Genomic DNA, 14,351 nt, shown 5'->3' on the forward strand with positions numbered 1-14,351 from the left:
GGGATGGACACACCGCTGGTGTACCAGTTGTTCTGCCAAGAGCATCGCTGGGTAGCTATGTGTGGAAGGGATAAACGCTGAAAGCATCTAAGCGTGAAGCCCCCCTCAAGATGAGATTTCCCATCACGTCAGTGAGTAAGACCCCTGAAAGATGATCAGGTAGATAGGTTGGAAGTGGAAGTCTAGTGATAGATGGAGCGGACCAATACTAATCGGTCGAGGACTTAACCAAAGTTTTTAGGTGGATTCGAAGAATCTGAACGAATGTGCATTAGACAAATCCAGTTTTGAGAGTACACTATTCTCACACATATGTGTGGTGACGATGGCAAGAAGGTCACACCTGTTCCCATGCCGAACACAGTAGTTAAGCTTCTTAGCGCCGAAGGTAGTGAGGGGTTTCCCCTTGTGAGACTAGGACGTTGCCGCGCATATTTAAATTATTCCGCAATAGCTCAGTTGGTAGTAGCGCGTGACTGTTAATCACGATGTCGTAGGTTCGAGTCCTACTTGCGGAGTTCTTTTTTTTTATCCAAAATTAAAGCGCATTAATCTAAATGCCGCTTTAGCTCAGTCGGTAGAGCGCTTCCATGGTAAGGAAGAGGTCGCCGGTTCGAATCCGGCAAGTGGCTTATATATAACAGCTGAAGCTGCAGTTTGATGTAGTTGGAATTCATTTTCTAATTACTAATCAAACTGCAGCTTTTTTAGGTTCATAAATAGTTATTTGATGTGATAATGACCTTGATGTGAAAGATGAAGTTACTGAAGACGGTAGAATTCATGATGATTACCACATTGAGCATTTATGAAAGCACTTACTTTAAATGGGAAAGTGTTACGACTTTATTAAGGTGTTTTAGGAGATGATTGGTCTGCATTTAGTTTTAGAAATATACTTTTTAAAACTGTCTAGAAAGTGATCTCGTATATTTTGAGTGCGTTTTACTTTAGAGAATTCTATATTTGTTATATGATAATCATGTAAACACTTATAGGAATACAGGAAAAACAAGAAGTGAGAGGAGCACGAATAGTATGAAATTAACAAAATTGATGGACATGGGAACCGATTATGCTCAAGATGCATACGATACAGCGAAAGACTATTTACCTTCCACACACCATATGCACCATATGGCTAAACCAAGTATGAAGACCAAAGCCAAACTTGCTAAAGGGGTTACTAAGGCGATGCCTGCCAAGGTAAAACATATGGAAGTGGCTAAAATGATTGCTCTGCCTTTAGCAGGTGCACTAGTTGCCTTGTTATTTGCGCCTAAGTCTGGGAAAGAATTACGTTCGGATATTAAGGATAAATTTACCGACGTTAAAGATACTGGAATGGAAAAAGGGCAAGAATGGAAAGAAGTAGGAGTAGAAAAAGCACAGGAATGGAAAGAGGTCGGCGAAGAGAAAGCTCAGGACTTAAAAGAAAAATATTCTGACGAAATGGAAGCTCCGCATGGAAACGTTCATGGGACATCAGCAGAACCTAATGAAGATCAAACGATTCCTGCAGATAAGTTGGATGAAACTCTCAACGATTTAGATTATGATTCTGAAAAAGATCTATTAGATGAGAACCAATAAAAATAAACAAAAAGATGGAGTCAAGAAAAATTCTTGACTCCATCTTTTTGTTTATTTTACTTTAATCACGATTTTTCCTCTTGTATGACCTGTTTCACTTTGTTCATGTGCTTTACGTACCCCTTCTTCTGTAAAAGGGTAAGTTTGACTGACTATGGCTTTGATTTTTCCACTGGTAAGTAAATCAGCTAAGGTTTGCAGGCGTTCGCTTGTGGGGGTCATACTGAAAATAATTCCTATCATCCCTAATTTTTTTAATGTAGTTTCATCCGGTTCTTGTACTAAGGAAACTAAGCGCCCGCCTTTTTTTAGAACAGTGAAACTTTTTTCTTGAGTTTTGCCTCCTAAAGGGTCTAGTACGAGATCGACATCACTGACTGCTTTTTCAAAATCCTCTTTGTTGTAATCAATGAAATAGTCCACGCCTAGAGAAGTAAGGAATGCTTTGTTTTTCTCACTGGCTGTCGAAATAACGTAAGCTTTGTAATGTTTAGCAATTTGTATAGCCAATGAGCCTACTCCGCCAGCCCCTGCGTGAATCAAGACTTTTTCATTATCCCTTAATTGTCCTTTATCTATTAAAGCTTCCCAAGCGGTTTGTCCAGCTAATGGAATTGCAGCTGCTTCCACAAAAGAGAGTTTATCAGGGATTTTAATCGTTACTTCGGCGCGAGATCGGGCATATTCAGCGTAAGTTTTGGATGCATTAGCAAATACACGATCACCTGGCTTTACATTCGTGACATTTGTACCAATTTCACTTACGATACCAGCGACATCACCACCAAGCACCATAGGAAGTTTGCCGCCCATTTTACCGGAACGTCTTTTGCAATCAACGGGGTTAATGGAGAAAGCATGAACTTCAATTAATACCTGATCATCTTTGATAGAAGGCTTCTCCATTTCCATCTCTCTTAATTGATCAGCTGACCCAAATTCTTTAATCGCGATAGTTTTCATAAAAAGGTACTCCTCTCTCTGATTGGTTCTCTAGTTATGATTACTTTAACACTGCTATCTTAAGACCACAAATAATGAGGCTTTTATACTTTAAAAGAGAACGATAAGCGGTGTATTAAAGACAGTAAAGTGATTGATTAAATTTATTATCTATAGTAAACTTATAAGTAATTAAATGTTTTGCAGGGGGACATAATCGTGTTGAGAAGGTTAAAACCTGACCCTTTGAACCTGTTAGTTAACACTAACGTAGGGAGCACAATCGTACATATGTATTCTAACGACTATATTCGTACTGAGCTCTCCAATTTTATTTGGGGAGCTTTTTCTTTTGTAAAACGCTTAATTGCGGGGGGACACAGTCGTGTTGAGAAGGTAAAACCTGACCCTTTGAACCTGTTAGTTCATACTGACGTAGGGAGCAAATAGTGAGTTTCTTATACACTTTTTTGGCTTCTGCATATTTGTAGAGCCTTTTTTTGTGCTCACGTTCTATAAAGGAGGATTGAGATCAGCCTATTTGAATAAGCTAGAGAAACCAAGGAAAGGGTGTAATAAATGTTATCAAGAGTCAAACAAACAGCTCCTTTAGTCCATTGTATCACTAATTATGTGGTGGCAAATTTTATGGCTAATGGATTACTTGCTATCGGAGCTTCTCCTATTATGGCGGATGAAGTGAATGAGGTTGCTGATGTCGTGACAGCTGCTCAAGGAGTATTGATCAATATCGGTACCGTAAATGACCGCACTATCCAAACGATGTTGGTAGCTGGAAAAAAAGCAAATGAGTTAGGAGTTCCTGTTGTACTGGATCCTGTAGGAATCGGTATTTCAAGCTATCGAAAACAAGTGGTGCAACAACTTTTAAAAAGAATGCAGGTTGATTTGATCCGCTGCAATGCAGGAGAACTAGCCGCAATTGCAGGTAAAGAATGGCATCAAAAAGGAGTGGACAGCGGCATAGGGGCGATGCCTGTTTCCAAAGTAGCGCGAGAAATTGCCTTGAAGTATCGCTGTCAAGTCATCGTCACAGGAGAAACCGATTATTTAACGGATGGTCAAGAAGAGCGATACGTGTCTGGAGGCAACGAAATTGCTACACGTATTACAGGTATGGGGTGTTTATTAAGCGCTGTTTGTACAGCTTCGCTTGCGAGTGGAAAAGAAGCCTCATTCAATCAATTAGCTACCACTCTACAAGCGTATAAACAAGCTGCTGAACAGAGTGGAAATGAAGTGGGGACATTCGCTGTACAATTTATGAATGCTCTGCAAAAGATAGCGGAGGCAGGACAATGATTGCATTAACGATTGCAGGATCAGATTCAGGCGGGGGAGCTGGGATTCAAGCAGATCTAAAAACATTTCAAGAGTTAGGGGTATTTGGGACCACAGCCATTACAGCATTAACAGATCAAAATACACTGGGTGTACATGATATTTATGAAGTACCGCCATATTTTGTGCAACAACAGATCCAAACTGTACTAGATGATTTTTCAGTAAAAGCTATCAAAACGGGGATGTTGTTTTCAGTTGAAATAATTGATGGGGTAGCTGAAATCCTAAAAAAACAAAATATACCGCTTATCGTTGATCCGGTGATGATTGCAAAAGGCGGAGCAAAGCTATTGCAAGAATCAGCAGCAAAAACTTTAATAGAAAAGCTGTTTCCCTATACCACCATTTGCACCCCAAACATCCCAGAAGCAGAAGTGCTGACAGGTATTCGTATTAAAAATACGAAAGATATAGAAAAAGCAGCACAACAACTGTTGCGAATGGGTATTCAATGTGTTGTCATCAAAGGTGGACATTTAGAAGAAGAACAGGCAATTGATAGAGTATACACTTGCGAGCAGTCTTTTCAATTGACCACCAATCGTGTGAAAACAAAAGATACACATGGGACAGGCTGTACATTTTCTGCTGCTTTAACAGCCAATATAGCGAAAGGACTATCCATGCAAGAAGCGATCGTTGAAGCGAAAAAATTTATTCAACTAGCTGTTTCTACACCGCTTTATATTGGTCACGGTCATGGGCCGACGAACCACTTTGCTTACAAATGCAACCAAGGAATATGTGAGGTAGAAGTAAATGGATAGAAGTATTTTAACTATTTATTTTGTCATGGGTACAGTGAATTGCAAAAAAGACCCATTGAAAACACTCGAAGAAGCTTTGCAGGCAGGGATAACCTGTTTTCAGTTACGCGAGAAAGGAAAAGGAGCGTTGACTGGTTCAGCCTATGTAGATTTTGCCAAAGCATGTCAAAGATTGTGTGCAATGTACCAAGTACCTTTTATTGTCAATGACGATGTTGAGCTTGCTATACAATTAAATGCTGATGGTATACACGTGGGACAAGATGATTTAGCCTTGACAGCCTTTCGGAAGAGAGTAAAAGGAAACCTTGTAGGTGTTTCAGTCCATAATGTTGAAGAAATGGAACAGGCTATAGTTAATGGAGCAGATTACGTTGGAATTGGCCCAATCTATCCAACACAGTCTAAAAAAGATGCTGCCTCCCCAGTAGGATTGAACTGCATACGTACGATACGAAAACAGTTTGGTACTTTTCCAATAGTAGGTATTGGTGGTATCACGGAAGAAAATGCAGCTGGAATTCGTGCTTCGGGAGCAGATGGGGTGTCCGTCATATCTGCTATCTGTGGCAGTGAAGACCTAAAACAGACAGTAGAAAAGTTGCAAAAAAGCAGCTGATGCAAAAATATTTTTCTTGTGCAGTAGGATTAAAAGGATGAACAAACTGGAAGCAGTAAATAAGAAATGCTAAAATGACATTGATTGAAGAAAGGGGGAAGAACAATGGAGTTTGAAAAAGGGGATAATCGCTTTTATAAAAATGACGAAAGTGGAAAAATGATTGCAGAAATTACCTATATACCTTCCGGTGAAGATAAAGTACTGGTTGATCATACATTTGTTGACCCAAGTTTAAGAGGGCAAGGCGTTGCTGAACAATTAGTAGATCGTACAGTCCAAGAAATGGAAACAGAAGGTAAAAAAATGGTTGCTGTGTGTCCGTATGTAGTAAGTTTATTTGAACGGAAATCTGATAAATATCAAGATATTATAGCGAAATAAAGATGAGCTAGGCTCTAAAATCGATCTTTTTAGTAATAGTCTAAAACGAGATCGATTTTAGAGTTTTTGTGTTAAACATTCAAAAAACAAAGCAGTAATGAATAACTATTAAAAAAAAATTAAAAAAGATGCAAAAAAGGCTTTATTCTCTTTACATTATAGAAAATATTTTATATAATTCATTTTGTGCTTATCACTCAAATGCTTATCAGGCCCGTTGGTCAAGCGGTTAAGACACTGCCCTTTCACGGCGGTAACACGGGTTCGAATCCCGTACGGGTCATCCTAACCAAGTTTAATAATTATACCGTTCGCCGGCTTAGCTCAGTTGGTAGAGCATCGCACTCGTAACGCGGAGGTCACAGGTTCAAATCCTGCAGCCGGCATAACACGAAAAAAGACAGGTCTATCAAAAGTTTTAAACTTTTGATAGACCTGTCTTTTTTTTATTTGATTCTGATTAAATAATCTAAATCCAGTTCAAATGAATAGAAGATACTTGCGTTTTATTGTCTCCGTTTCTAAACGAATAGACAAGTTAATTGATTAGAATGAACAAGTAGAGTAATGTTTGCTATGATGAAACCTTTAATCAGAGGCAGTAAAAAATTCAAGAGGTGATGAAAATGGTTTTCGACTACGATCTTGACTTCGATCATATAAACTTTCGCGAGCAGCCAGAATTGTATAGAGTGGGAAGAGGAGAGCAAGGTGTGCTGCTGGTAGAGCCTTACAAGAGCGAGATACTTCCGCAGTGGCGGTTTAAGACTCCCAAACTCGCTAAAGAATCGTCTGAAAAAATTTACCAGATGTACTTAGATTATAAAAAAGCTGAGGATTTTGTTGGAATGGACATGGCCAGAAAATTTCTTCAGATGGGATATACACGATCAAGGCGTTACGCAAATTATAAAGGTGGAAGGAAATACAATGAAGATGGCGAAATAAAAGAAAGAACGATTGACGAAGAAAAAGCAGAGTCAGCTGCAATATTTGAGGAGAAATGGAAAACCGTCAGAGAAGATGCGGATTATCTCCAGATGAAGAAAAAACATCAGAAAAAATATGGCTGAAAACGCAGGAATCATTCAGAAAAATAGAGAAAGAGTAGAATTTTTTAGCTTATATAAGTAAAAGGTTCAGCAAATAATTGTTTTCAGGGCCTTTTCTGTAGAATAAAAATACATTTTATGTATTAAATGTTCGATGCACACCTCTACCTAAAAAAAATTCTGTCCGTTCATTCTCTCCTAAATTTCGTTATACATTATATTTTCTTCTAAAAAACAAGCAACTGTTTGATGCAAAAGAAAGATTGGTTCCTTACTAATGAAAGCGATAACTATTAGAACACGGATATAAAAATGTGAGTTAGATTAGTTTTATTGGTTGACTTTCTCATTTAATACGGTTAAAGTAGGTTTACTTTAATAAAAGACAAGGAGTGTTACGAATGATGCAGCAAAAAAATGAATCTGTGTGCCCAACATGTAACACTCATACTGTCTTATTAATTTTATTGATTTAGCCCAGGATTCTAACTATTCAATTAGTTGAGTCCTCATTTGCGTTTTACGAGGGCTTAACGAGATTTAAGCCCTTCATTGCGAAGGGCTTTTTATTTTTTAAGAGAGGAGGAACTATACGGGTTATGTAACGCAGCTAAGAATAAAGGTGACTAACTAACTTTCGGAGGTGTCGGATGAAAAAGTATTTACTAAAACGTTTTATGATTGGATTTATTGTATTGTTCTTTATCACTTTTCTGTCTTACATGATTATCAATCTTTCACCAGGTGATCCCGCAACCTTATATGTGGGACAAGATGCAACAGAAGCACAAATCAATCAGGTTCGTGAAAGTTTAGGGTTGAATAAGCCGTTGTTGATTCGGTATGCCAATTGGGTGAAGAATCTACTTCGTGGAGATTTAGGAATATCTTTTGCGACTCGGCAGCCGGTAGCCAATATCCTTTTAGAAAGAATCGGACCAACGGTGTTGCTAATGGGAGTTTCGCTCTTAACGGCTTATCTGGTGGCGATACCTTTAGGAATCTATAGTGCCGTAAAGCAGAAGTCATGGGTCGATTACTTCATTACGGGCACCTCATTTTTAGGGATTTCTATTCCCAACTTTTTCTTAGGGTTATTTCTCATTTATGTGTTCGCCGTCCAATTAAAATGGTTGCCTACTGGAGGCATGCAAATGTTGGGATCAGATGGAGGATTTGTAGAACGAGCTCGGCACATGGTGCTGCCAGTTATCGTTATCGCCACTACGATATCGGCCAATATGATTCGTTATGTTCGCTCAAGCATGATCGATATTTTTGATGAGAATTATTTACGGACCGCTAAAGCCAAAGGATTAAAACCGCGTCAGATTATTTTTAAACACGGTATCCGAAATGCATTTGTTCCCATCATTACGATCATTGGAACCGATATCCCGATGTTGATTGGAGGGGCCATTGTCACGGAGCAAATCTTCCAGTGGCCTGGACTTGGAGCATTAACGATTTCTTCCATCCAATCACGAGACTACACTGTTTTGATGGCTATTACATTACTTTCCGCTGTTACAGTGCTGGCAGCTAATATGTTGATGGACATCTTGTATGCTTTAGCAGATCCAAGAATTCGATTCAGTAAAGATTAGTGAGGAGGAAAAGCATGGCTTCAGCAAATACAGATTTTAAACTGGTTTATCCAAATGGCGACGTATCAGGTGTTGAAAAGCAGCCTTTTGGTACACAAAAGCATGAAAGCAACAGCAAGGTCGTATTCAATCGATTTATCAAACATAAACCAGCCCTTATTGGTTCGATGGTTTTTCTGATATTGATTTTGACAGCTGTTTTTGCACCGGTAATCGCACAATATGACCCGACGTTGATTACACCAGATTTCGAAGCAAAACCCAGTATGGATTATTGGCTAGGAACGGATGAAGTTGGAAGAGATGTATTCAGCCGTCTCATTTACGGTTCTCGAATGTCCTTATTTGTCGGAATCAGCTCAGTAGCGTTGTATACCATTATTGGAACGACTTTAGGACTGATTGCCGGTTATTTTGGCGGTTGGATCGATGAGGTAGTCATGCGGACAACAGAAATTTTTCAATCTTTTCCAACATTCATGGTGATCTTAGTACTCGTCAGTATCATTGGCCCTGGAGTAGGTACGATTACGGTAGTGTTGGGTTGTCTGAACTGGACAAGTCTTTGCCGCTTAGTGCGTGGGAATGTGTTAGCGATCAAAAATAGTGAATACATCCAAGCCGCAATTTCGGTAGGGCATTCGACACCTTATATCCTATTTCGAGAGATTTTACCAAATGTGCTCTCCGGTATTTTTGTGAATGCTACATTTGGAATTGCCAGTGCGATACTGACCGAATCTTCACTCAGCTTCTTAGGGATGGGGATCCAGCCACCCATTGCAAGTTGGGGAAATATCTTATCTCAAGCTCAGTCCTTAACGGTTTTATCGAGTCAGCCTTGGTTATGGATGCCAGCTGGATTTTTGATTTTACTCGCAGTCCTCTCAATCAACTTTATTGGTGACGGCTTGCGTGATGCCTTTGACGGGACAATTACTTAAAAATGGGGGAAACAAGTATGAATCGAAAAATAGTTAGTTTTATAGCAGCTGCAGTCATATTGATACTGGCTGCCTGTGGCAACACTACTGCAGAAGAAACAAGCTCTGCTAATTCAGAAACAGACAAAGAGGCGTTGTATATCGGGGTAACAAATGGGATGGGAAATCTTAGCCCGATCAATGCGAGCAGTGTATCCACCAGATGGGTGCAGCGATTCTACTTTGATACCTTATTGGAAATGACAAATCCGTTAGAATTTGAACCTAAATTAGCAGAATCATTCGAAACTACAGACAATCAAACCTATACGATCAAACTGAATCCAGAGGCTGCATGGACAGACGGTACACCGATTACAGCAGATGATGTGGTCTTTACCTTTAATTTGTTTGCCAATCCAGAAGTCCAAACGACAGGATTGTACTTGTCTTCATTAGAAGGAGTGGATAGTTCGGGTAAATTAGAAAATGGCCATGAGATCCCAAATCTGGTTGTTGTAGATGACCAGACGGTGACCTTTAAAACAAAATCTCCTATGGATCCAAATTATGTCAAAGAAATGATCGGAACGAACATTTTCGTGCAGCCAAAACATGTCTTGGAAAGTATTCCCGTCAATGAATTGGAAGGCTCTGAAGCTTTTGCTTCCCCAACAGTCACTAGTGGTCCGTATCAATTTAAGGAATATGTCCAAGATTCTTATCTTGAACTAGCTGCTAATGACACGTATTACCGTGGTACTCCAAATATCCCGTCTATCTTCATTCGCGTGATGACCGGAACGAACTTGACCACTGAGCTGCAAACAGGTGGTGTAACGATGAATTCAAGTGGTGGAATTGGAGAGGTCTCTATTTCAGACATTGAGACAGTAGAAAATGTTGAAGGACTGGCAGTTACTACACAACCAGCTTGGACCAATCAATTTATCTATTTCAATACCGACAAATTTGACCAGAATATTCGTTTGGCGATGTCATATGCCGTGAATCGAGATACGATTGTCGATAATTTGCTGCAAGGTAATGGAGAAGTCACAAATGGACCTTACACTTCCGCAAGTCCATATATGAATGAAGATTTAGCCCCAATTGCCTATGATCCAGACAAAGCAGAAGAGTACATTGCTCAATCCGATTATGACATGAACGAACCAATTGAGATCATGGTTCCAACTGGAAATAAAGTCCGCGAGCAGTCAGCTAATTTGATCGAACAAGATTTGGAAGCTGTTGGATTTATTGTGGAACAAATTACCTATGATTTCCCGACTACTCTTGAAAAAGCAAGAGCTGGAGAGTATGACCTTTATTTAGGTGGAATTGCTGTCCCCATTGATCCAGACATGACCACTTATTTTGGTTCAGCAGGCAGCTCTAACCATCCATCTATCCAGAATGAAGAAATCGACAACCTATTGGAACAAGGAAATTCTGAAACCGACAGCACGAAACGAAAAGAAATTTACAATGAGTTGCAAGTCGTCTTACAAGAACAAGCACCGATTCTGCCGCTTTATTCCCAAAGCGACATTGTGATCCAGAATGAGTCGTTAACCGGCGGCATCAAAGAATATTGGGGCGGTTCACTGTACGACATTCAAGACTGGACACTAAACTAATCAGACAAAAGGAGCAGATAAGAATGAAACAATCACAAGTAATAGGAACGATCGAAAAAGCTAAAGAAATGGCTTCACAACGGGAAACAGAATTTTACGATTACTTGCGCATCGAATCGGTTTCCACGCAACACCGACAAATTCCTGAAACTGTTGCGTATGTAAAAGGATTGATTGAACGAACTGGTGGGGAAGTCCAGGTATTTGATGATTTAGGTGGACACCCAGTGATTTACGGATTTTTCCCCGCATCTCCCAATGGGAATAGTGAGCGTACGCTATTGTTCTACAACCATTACGATGTGCAGCCACCAGAACCTTTAGAAGAATGGTACACAGAACCTTTCGAGCCTACTGTAAAAGATGGCCTACTCTATGCACGAGGAGTTTCAGACAATAAAGCCAATTTTATGGCACGACTAAATGCTTTATCGATCTTGCACGAAACAGGTGACTTATCTTGTAATGTGAAATTTTTATTAGAAGGGGAAGAAGAGATTGGAAGCCCTCATTTGGGACCTTATATAGAAAAATACGCAGAGCTCTTTCAAGCAGATGCGTGCATTTGGGAAGCAGGTTCAAAAGATAAATACGAAAATTATGTTGTGAGTGCAGGAATGAAAGGTATCGCATACTTTGATTTAGAAGTGACTACCGCCGCCATTGATATCCATTCTTCTATGGCGGCAATTATTGACAATCCTGCTTGGCGTTTGGTCCATGCGTTGGAATCCATGAAAAATGAGCACAATGAAATTGTAGTAGAAGGATTTTATGATGGCATACCGGCATTATCCAAACAAGATAAAGAAGCTGCAGCAGCACAACCCTTTGATCCAGCTGAAGTGAAAGAACAGTATGGAGTGACAGGGAAATTCATCACTGAAGGAACTGACATCAGTCCAACGGAAGCATTGGCTTTTTATCCTACGATGACTATTTGTGGATTCAACAGCGGGTATACGGGTCATGGCATCAAAACCGTTCTCCCTAAAACGGCCAAAGCCAAATTGGATTGTCGTTTAGTACCTGGTCAAGAACCAGAACACATTTATAATTGCATATGTCATCATTTAGAAACTCACGGTTATCAAGATATTTCTGTAACGATGATTGCAGCTGAAGGAGCACAACGCACATCAATTGATGACCCTTTTATTGCAACGGTCGTTTCAACAGCAGAGAAAATCTATGGAGCGGACAATCCGGTCTTAGTCTCGCCTAGCATGGCAGGTACAGGTCCCAGTGAGTTGTTCGAAAAATATTTGCATCTGCCGGTGGCGGGAGTTGGAGCAGGTTGGGCAAATTCAGGGGCGCATGCGCCAAATGAAAACATCCGTTTGAATGATTTTTATCAGAATATTGCGCATATGGTGGAATTGATGAAAGAATTCGGTGCCGCGTAAAAATTTGAGAAAAGAGGTGGAGCGATGCGAAAGAAATTATTGGAAGTAAGAAATTTGGAAATCTCTTTCCAGACAGCTGCTGGAGAGATGCACGCTGTCAGAGGAGTGAATTTCGATTTATACGATGGAGAAACATTAGCAATCGTTGGAGAATCCGGATCGGGGAAATCCGTTTCTACTCAGGCTATTCTAGGGTTGTTGGGAAAAAAAACAACGATGATCAAAAGCGGTGAGATTCTGTATCAAGGGCAAGACTTGCTGAAGTTAAGTGAGGCAGAGATGCAGCAGGTTCGGGGAAAAGAAATTGCAACCATTTTTCAAGATCCAATGACTTCACTGAATCCTACGATGTCAGTTGGGAAACAGATTGCAGAGTCCATTGTCCAACACCAGGACAGTAGTCCCAGAGATGCTTTTGAGCAAGCAAAAGAGCTGTTGAAGATGGTAGGAATAAAAGATGCTAACAAGCGTGTGTACCATTACCCTCATCAATTCTCAGGTGGAATGAGGCAACGGGTGATGATTGCCATTGCGTTGGCTTGCAAACCAAAGATTTTGATAGCGGATGAGCCGACGACTGCATTGGATGTTACTATTCAGTCTCAAATTCTAGAATTGATGAATGAATTAAAAGATAAAATCAACACCTCCATTATCTTTATTACACACGATTTAGGTGTGGTAGCGAATATGGCAGACCGGGTAGCCGTCATGTATGCCGGAAAAATAGTAGAGTGGGGACAAGTAGACGAAATTTTCTACAATCCTCAACATCCTTATACATGGGGACTATTGGCTTCAATGCCCACTTTAGGCAGCGTCAATAATGAACTGTATTCAATTCCCGGCACTCCACCCAATATGCTTCATCCACCGATGGGAGATGCGTTTGCTCCAAGGAACGCTTATGCTTTGGAAATCGATTTTCGTCAGGAGCCGGATGTTTTTGCCGTATCAAAGACTCATTATGCAGCAACGTGGCTGTTGCATCCTGAAGCTCCAGAGGTATCTCCACCAGCTGAAATCAGTTGGCGCCGCTCTGTCTTCAACAACAACTATGTAAGGAGGGCACACGGATGAAATCAAAAAAAATACTTGATATTCAGCATTTGAACCTGTTTTTTAACGAAGGGAAATCCTCTGAGGTTCGAGCAGTCAATGATTTGTCATTCTATATTTATGAAGGAGAAACTTTTGGTTTGGTAGGTGAATCAGGATCCGGCAAATCAACAACTGGAAAGCTGATCTCTAAGCTGCAAGAAGCTACATCCGGAGAGATTCAATTTGATGGACAAGCTGTTGGACCATTGAAAAAGAAAGAAGAGTTACAACGTTTCCGAAAAAATGTGCAGATGATTTTCCAAGATCCGTATGCTTCTTTAAACCCTCGGAAAACCGTTATGGAAATTGTCGGTAGTGGATTGAAAGTGCACGGGTTAGTTAAAAGTGAAGAAGAAAAAAGAGCAAAAGTCTATGAACTGTTGGAATTGGTTGGATTGAGTTCGGAGTACGCTACACGCTACCCGAGGGAGTTTTCAGGAGGGCAATGTCAACGGATCGGTATTGCGCGTGCATTAGCTGTTGATCCTTCTTTCATTATTGCAGATGAAGCTATTTCTGCTTTAGATGTATCGATCCAAGCACAGATCGTTAATTTATTGAAAACACTGAAACACGAAAAAAAGTTAACGTACTTATTTATTGCACATGATTTGTCTATGGTGAAGTATATTAGTGACCGGATCGGAGTGATGAATGGAGGGCGTTTGTTAGAGGTAGCTCCTGCAGATGAGTTGTATCGTTTTCCGTTGCATCCTTATACTGAATCTCTTTTGTCAGCTGTTCCAATACCAGACCCAATCCAAGAGCGCAGTCGTATCAGAACAGCCTACCAGGAGTCATTTCATCAATATGAGGATGATACAGATGCGGCTTTACATGAAATTGCGTCCGAACATTTTGTTTATTGCAAAAGAAACGAAGTCCCTTTCTTAAAAGAAAAATATAAAAAAGCTGCACAGAAAGAATTAGTCATTTAATCCATTAAGAA

At 40.1% G+C, this 14,351-nt stretch carries 13 protein-coding genes, 4 tRNA genes, 2 rRNA genes and 2 riboswitches; of the genes, 18 read left to right on the forward strand and 1 reads right to left on the reverse strand.

What is annotated here, in order from left to right:
• From ACEN36_RS01525 to ACEN36_RS01545, 5 genes are all read left to right on the forward strand, one after another.
• Positions 1 to 232, forward strand: a 23S ribosomal RNA gene (locus ACEN36_RS01525); the annotation flags it as partial.
• An 83-nt stretch (positions 233 to 315) separates the two neighbouring features.
• Positions 316 to 431 (forward strand): 5S ribosomal RNA (rrf, locus tag ACEN36_RS01530).
• A 13-nt stretch (positions 432 to 444) separates the two neighbouring features.
• Positions 445 to 518 (forward strand) — tRNA-Asn (locus tag ACEN36_RS01535).
• A gap of 41 nt (positions 519 to 559) precedes the next feature.
• Positions 560 to 632 (forward strand) — tRNA-Thr (locus tag ACEN36_RS01540).
• A gap of 406 nt (positions 633 to 1,038) precedes the next feature.
• Positions 1,039 to 1,593 (forward strand): YtxH domain-containing protein, encoded by a 555-nt coding sequence (locus ACEN36_RS01545; protein WP_407097448.1) that lies wholly within the window; start codon positions 1,039 to 1,041, stop codon positions 1,591 to 1,593.
• A gap of 51 nt (positions 1,594 to 1,644) precedes the next feature.
• Here ACEN36_RS01545 and ACEN36_RS01550 read toward each other — a convergent pair whose 3' ends face one another.
• Positions 1,645 to 2,556 carry an NADP-dependent oxidoreductase gene (locus ACEN36_RS01550; protein ID WP_407097449.1) on the reverse strand — a complete coding sequence of 304 codons (912 nt, stop codon included), beginning with the start codon at positions 2,554 to 2,556 and terminating at the stop codon, positions 1,645 to 1,647.
• Between the two features lie 174 nt (positions 2,557 to 2,730).
• A riboswitch (TPP riboswitch) is annotated at positions 2,731 to 2,829 on the forward strand.
• Between the two features lie 67 nt (positions 2,830 to 2,896).
• Positions 2,897 to 2,994, forward strand: a riboswitch (TPP riboswitch).
• A 120-nt stretch (positions 2,995 to 3,114) separates the two neighbouring features.
• On the opposite strand from ACEN36_RS01550, the gene thiM reads away from it, so the two are divergent.
• The 13 genes from thiM (at position 3,115) to ACEN36_RS01615 (ending at position 14,340) form a co-directional block, all read left to right on the forward strand.
• On the forward strand, positions 3,115 to 3,858 hold the full coding sequence (gene thiM / locus ACEN36_RS01555; protein ID WP_407102560.1) for a hydroxyethylthiazole kinase: 744 nt from the start codon (positions 3,115 to 3,117) through the stop codon (positions 3,856 to 3,858).
• Positions 3,855 to 4,667 (forward strand): bifunctional hydroxymethylpyrimidine kinase/phosphomethylpyrimidine kinase, encoded by an 813-nt coding sequence (thiD, locus tag ACEN36_RS01560; RefSeq protein WP_407097451.1) that lies wholly within the window; start codon positions 3,855 to 3,857, stop codon positions 4,665 to 4,667. Before thiM ends, thiD begins: the two co-directional genes overlap by 4 nt.
• The gene (gene thiE, locus ACEN36_RS01565) at positions 4,660 to 5,286 is read left to right on the forward strand and encodes a thiamine phosphate synthase (RefSeq protein WP_407097452.1); all 627 of its coding nucleotides are present in this window, start codon (positions 4,660 to 4,662) and stop codon (positions 5,284 to 5,286) included. The genes thiD and thiE overlap by 8 nt, the downstream gene beginning before the upstream one ends.
• A 105-nt stretch (positions 5,287 to 5,391) precedes the next feature.
• Positions 5,392 to 5,670, forward strand: a complete 279-nt coding sequence (locus ACEN36_RS01570; protein ID WP_407097453.1) for a GNAT family N-acetyltransferase — start codon at positions 5,392 to 5,394, stop codon at positions 5,668 to 5,670.
• A gap of 211 nt (positions 5,671 to 5,881) precedes the next feature.
• Positions 5,882 to 5,953, forward strand: a tRNA-Glu gene (locus ACEN36_RS01575).
• A gap of 30 nt (positions 5,954 to 5,983) precedes the next feature.
• Positions 5,984 to 6,056 (forward strand) — tRNA-Thr (locus ACEN36_RS01580).
• Between the two features lie 240 nt (positions 6,057 to 6,296).
• On the forward strand, positions 6,297 to 6,743 hold the full coding sequence (locus ACEN36_RS01585; protein WP_407097467.1) for a DUF4385 domain-containing protein: 447 nt from the start codon (positions 6,297 to 6,299) through the stop codon (positions 6,741 to 6,743).
• A 629-nt stretch (positions 6,744 to 7,372) separates the two neighbouring features.
• Positions 7,373 to 8,329, forward strand: coding sequence for an ABC transporter permease (locus ACEN36_RS01590; RefSeq protein WP_407097468.1), 957 nt, complete (start codon positions 7,373 to 7,375; stop codon positions 8,327 to 8,329).
• A gap of 14 nt (positions 8,330 to 8,343) precedes the next feature.
• The gene (gene opp4C, locus ACEN36_RS01595) at positions 8,344 to 9,273 is read left to right on the forward strand and encodes an oligopeptide ABC transporter permease (RefSeq protein WP_407102559.1); all 930 of its coding nucleotides are present in this window, start codon (positions 8,344 to 8,346) and stop codon (positions 9,271 to 9,273) included.
• A 17-nt stretch (positions 9,274 to 9,290) separates the two neighbouring features.
• Positions 9,291 to 10,895, forward strand: coding sequence for an ABC transporter substrate-binding protein (locus ACEN36_RS01600; RefSeq protein WP_407102558.1), 1,605 nt, complete (start codon positions 9,291 to 9,293; stop codon positions 10,893 to 10,895).
• Between the two features lie 23 nt (positions 10,896 to 10,918).
• Complete coding sequence (locus ACEN36_RS01605; RefSeq protein ID WP_407102557.1) at positions 10,919 to 12,301, forward strand: M20/M25/M40 family metallo-hydrolase; 1,383 nt, start codon at positions 10,919 to 10,921, stop codon at positions 12,299 to 12,301.
• A gap of 24 nt (positions 12,302 to 12,325) precedes the next feature.
• On the forward strand, positions 12,326 to 13,381 hold the full coding sequence (locus ACEN36_RS01610; RefSeq protein ID WP_407102556.1) for an ABC transporter ATP-binding protein: 1,056 nt from the start codon (positions 12,326 to 12,328) through the stop codon (positions 13,379 to 13,381).
• Positions 13,378 to 14,340, forward strand: a complete 963-nt coding sequence (locus ACEN36_RS01615) for an ABC transporter ATP-binding protein (RefSeq protein WP_407102555.1) — start codon at positions 13,378 to 13,380, stop codon at positions 14,338 to 14,340. The genes ACEN36_RS01610 and ACEN36_RS01615 overlap by 4 nt, the downstream gene beginning before the upstream one ends.
• Positions 14,341 to 14,351 lie beyond the last annotated feature (11 nt).

Source organism: Desemzia sp. FAM 23989, from assembly GCF_045528345.1.
Classification (GTDB): Bacteria; Bacillota; Bacilli; order Lactobacillales; family Carnobacteriaceae; genus Desemzia.

What these genes read in the sequence shown, in the direction of transcription:
- ACEN36_RS01605 (WP_407102557.1), top strand. Translation starts at nt 10,919, where the DNA reads ATGAAACAATCACAAGTAATAGGAACGATCGAAAAAGCTAAAGAAATG.
- ACEN36_RS01545 (WP_407097448.1), top strand. Translation starts at nt 1,039, where the DNA reads ATGAAATTAACAAAATTGATGGACATGGGAACCGATTATGCTCAAGAT.
- ACEN36_RS01570 (WP_407097453.1), top strand. Translation starts at nt 5,392, where the DNA reads ATGGAGTTTGAAAAAGGGGATAATCGCTTTTATAAAAATGACGAAAGT.
- ACEN36_RS01615 (WP_407102555.1), top strand. Translation starts at nt 13,378, where the DNA reads ATGAAATCAAAAAAAATACTTGATATTCAGCATTTGAACCTGTTTTTT.
- thiD (WP_407097451.1), top strand. Translation starts at nt 3,855, where the DNA reads ATGATTGCATTAACGATTGCAGGATCAGATTCAGGCGGGGGAGCTGGG.
- ACEN36_RS01590 (WP_407097468.1), top strand. Translation starts at nt 7,373, where the DNA reads ATGAAAAAGTATTTACTAAAACGTTTTATGATTGGATTTATTGTATTG.
- ACEN36_RS01610 (WP_407102556.1), top strand. Translation starts at nt 12,326, where the DNA reads ATGCGAAAGAAATTATTGGAAGTAAGAAATTTGGAAATCTCTTTCCAG.
- ACEN36_RS01550 (WP_407097449.1), bottom strand. Translation starts at nt 2,556, where the DNA reads ATGAAAACTATCGCGATTAAAGAATTTGGGTCAGCTGATCAATTAAGA.
- ACEN36_RS01600 (WP_407102558.1), top strand. Translation starts at nt 9,291, where the DNA reads ATGAATCGAAAAATAGTTAGTTTTATAGCAGCTGCAGTCATATTGATA.
- thiM (WP_407102560.1), top strand. Translation starts at nt 3,115, where the DNA reads ATGTTATCAAGAGTCAAACAAACAGCTCCTTTAGTCCATTGTATCACT.
- thiE (WP_407097452.1), top strand. Translation starts at nt 4,660, where the DNA reads ATGGATAGAAGTATTTTAACTATTTATTTTGTCATGGGTACAGTGAAT.
- ACEN36_RS01585 (WP_407097467.1), top strand. Translation starts at nt 6,297, where the DNA reads ATGGTTTTCGACTACGATCTTGACTTCGATCATATAAACTTTCGCGAG.
- opp4C (WP_407102559.1), top strand. Translation starts at nt 8,344, where the DNA reads ATGGCTTCAGCAAATACAGATTTTAAACTGGTTTATCCAAATGGCGAC.